The organism is Bartonella sp. AP57NXGY, assembly GCF_042195805.1.
In the GTDB taxonomy this organism is placed as follows: Bacteria; Pseudomonadota; Alphaproteobacteria; order Rhizobiales; family Rhizobiaceae; genus Bartonella.
Genome location: NZ_JBHIOZ010000160.1, coordinates 1 through 2,775, shown reverse-complemented (window position 1 = coordinate 2,775; position 2,775 = coordinate 1). Strand labels below are relative to the sequence as shown.

General features: G+C 39.5%; 3 protein-coding genes and 2 pseudogenes. 2 read left to right on the top strand and 3 right to left on the bottom strand.

From position 1 onward, the window contains the following. A pseudogene (locus tag ACFIL8_RS08950) lies at positions 1–234 on the top strand (integrase); the annotation flags it as partial. Between the two features lie 207 nt (positions 235–441). Further along, positions 442–642 (top strand): AlpA family transcriptional regulator, encoded by a 201-nt coding sequence (locus ACFIL8_RS08945; RefSeq protein ID WP_015856172.1) that lies wholly within the window; start codon positions 442–444, stop codon positions 640–642. Between the two features lie 102 nt (positions 643–744). On the opposite strand, the gene ACFIL8_RS08940 is transcribed toward ACFIL8_RS08945, so the two are convergent. The 3 genes and pseudogenes from ACFIL8_RS08940 to ACFIL8_RS08930 form a co-directional block, all read right to left on the bottom strand. Next, positions 745–1,146, bottom strand: a complete 402-nt coding sequence (locus ACFIL8_RS08940) for a hypothetical protein (protein ID WP_375612658.1) — start codon at positions 1,144–1,146, stop codon at positions 745–747. A gap of 170 nt (positions 1,147–1,316) precedes the next feature. Then, positions 1,317–1,724, bottom strand: coding sequence for a hypothetical protein (locus tag ACFIL8_RS08935; protein ID WP_041581383.1), 408 nt, complete (start codon positions 1,722–1,724; stop codon positions 1,317–1,319). Next, a pseudogene (locus ACFIL8_RS08930) lies at positions 1,721–2,775 on the bottom strand (filamentous hemagglutinin); the annotation flags it as partial. The gene ACFIL8_RS08935 and the pseudogene ACFIL8_RS08930, both read right to left, overlap by 4 nt.

The following is a 2,775-nucleotide window of genomic DNA, read 5'->3' as shown; positions in this document are numbered from 1 at the left end:
TGTATGGCTCAATATATGAGAGACAATAAACTTGAAGCCTGCCCGCATGGTTTTCGCTCTAGTTTACGCGATTGGCTTGCTGAAACAACCGATGCCCCCTATGAGGTCGCTGAAACTATTCTAAGTCATACAGTCGGAGGACAAGTAGAGCGCTCCTATCGTCGTACTGACTATCTAGAACAGCGCCGTGTCTATATGGATAAATGGGCGGCTTATGTCACGGGTCAAACCTAAAATATGGGGTGAATAACCCCATTATCTGTGGATAACTTTAGCTCTCTTGTCTCTCATTCTTTCTCAATAAGATTCATCACGTATCACATCAGAAATTGTATAATAAAATATTGTTTTCTATGAATAAAACATCTTTCTAAATGAACCAAAATGTGGTTAATAAATAGTTATGATTTGTTACCATTTTTATAGTGAAAGGATTTTAATATGACAGAAAATGATATTCTTTTAACAGACCGTGAAAGTGCAAAATTGCTTCATATGAGTGTCTCAACTTTCCGCCGTCATGTAACCAATGGCTCTCTCCCAAAACCTTTAAAATTTGGTTTTTTATCGCGTTGGTTACAATCAGATCTTTTGAATGTCATCGAGCAAGCAAAACAGCAACGTTATAACGACGCGGCATAAAAAGAAAACCTTGTCACGTAAGGACGGACAAGGCTTTCTCAAACTCATCAACCTGGTGCTTTATTTGGTGTAAATTCAAGGCTTTCTCTACTGAAGCAAGACTTAAGGCTGGCATTCAAGTTGTTCTGAATGTTTTTTACAATAAGGGCTATTTAAGCGTCTCTCAACACTTCGCTGAGGCGTGATAGAACCACTAAGAGGATACACCGGAATCCTATCATCTTGACAATTTTCACACCACTTTCCATTTTCACTTCTATAGTGGAAGCCAGATTGAAGCATACAAGTATGAATTATTGCCCATTCACCGAAACCTAATCCACTATTTTCTGTATCGGCATTATAAGGAGTTGGCTTACCACACTCTAACAATGCTTTTGCTACTTCAGTAGAATCTGCATCTGGCTTTTGCCATATAACAAAGTATTTTGAAGGAGGCTTTGAGTCACATCCAGCGATACTTAACAAAGCCATGCAACTCAACAGTTTTAAGATTTTCTTCATTTTTCCCCTCTTTCAATGGATTTATTTACGATAAAACAGAGCTCATAAACCTGTTGATATTTCCTGTCACCGCTGCTTAAAACAACGGTGAACAATATTGAGATGATTGGTTGAGAAAACAATCCCACCATTCCAAGCGAAGGCAAGGATGGCGGATTGTTGATCATCACTTAAGGCTTGCATTCAGGTTGTACTGGACTTCTTTTACAAAACGGGCTGTTTAAGCGCTTTTCGACACTTCTCTTCGGAATGACAGCACCAGGCTGACAAATGGGAAGGTTTTCTTCTCTAAATGTATAACACCAGTTTCCTCTCCCTTTATAATGGAATCCTGATTGAACCATGCAAGCATAAATTGTTGCATCCTCATTAATACTAAGCTTTCTGTTTTCTGAATCAATATCAAAAATGCTTGGCATTCCGCATTCTAACAAGGCTTTTCCTACTTCAGTAGAATCTGCACCTACCTTCTCCCACATACTCACATACTCTGGAGGAGGCTTATCAATGTTTTCAATGTCACATCCAGCTACACTTAATAGGACTATACCACTCAATAATTTCAAAATTTGTCTCATTTTTTCTTCCATAAATGCTCTAAAATTGAATAAGTTGAATTAATTTGTTTAGTAGGCGGTATTCCATAATTAGTTATACACGCTTTACTTGCATCACCATAACAATTATGGGGACTAGGATCATACCCGCCTAACGCCCTCCCTCCCTCTATCAATGGAGAGGTTGCTGTAGTCAATAAACTGGTTCCTACAAACAGCGTCATATATAAAGGATTTTTTATACCTTTCTCCAAAAGTGAAACATCTAGATTTAAAGGTACTTTATAAAAAGTAGGTGCATTGTAACCAAACAACGTGCTAATGGGGTCAGATGCATGGCTTTGTAAGTAAACATGATCATTTTTGCCATCGCTTACGACATATAATGCATTCGCTATAGATCGAGCATGATCCGCTGGTCCAAAAAGATAGATATCTGTTTTTTCTGCTATACCGTGAATGCCGCGCTTTTCAAAGTCACGCAGTCCATTGCCTACTGTTAAGCTACCACGACTATGCGCACTAACAATAGCCTTGTCATTACCATAACGAGAGGTAAAATCTTGGAATTTCTTGGCCGAATTACTCCATCCCCCAAAATACTCATAAATTGCTACCCCATACTCTACGAGCCTGTCTTTAGCTTGTGGGTGGTATGTAAAATAAAGGGGTTCATGCGCATTATCAGCTAATTGGACAGCACGATAGGCAGCCTCATCTGGTGTGTTAAAAATACCATTATAGAACATACGCCTGTTGCCATCAGAACCAGCTTGTAAATGCTTTTCTTCCTCTGGTTTTAAATAGCGATACAGAATTATTGGTTTTCCATCACTGCCTTTTATATACTCTCCATTTTCATCGGTTAAATAGAGGACATTGCCATTTTCATCATGCGCAATCTCACCTACTGGATGCTCTTTGACATTTGCGACTTCGCGCACTTTGTCCCAGTATCCCAATCCTTCATCCGATAAATCATTGATCATATCTAGGCGATTATGCACTGCTCCCTCAAGCGGTGCGACATCTAGCTGTCCTACAGCTTGGTGGGCTGCTGCGGTGTTGCGGT

Bases quoted from the DNA above. Each gene is read 5' to 3' on its own strand.
- ACFIL8_RS08945 (WP_015856172.1), top strand. From the start codon at position 442: ATGACAGAAAATGATATTCTTTTAACAGACCGTGAAAGTGCAAAATTG.
- ACFIL8_RS08940 (WP_375612658.1), bottom strand. From the start codon at position 1,146: ATGAAGAAAATCTTAAAACTGTTGAGTTGCATGGCTTTGTTAAGTATC.
- ACFIL8_RS08935 (WP_041581383.1), bottom strand. From the start codon at position 1,724: ATGAGACAAATTTTGAAATTATTGAGTGGTATAGTCCTATTAAGTGTA.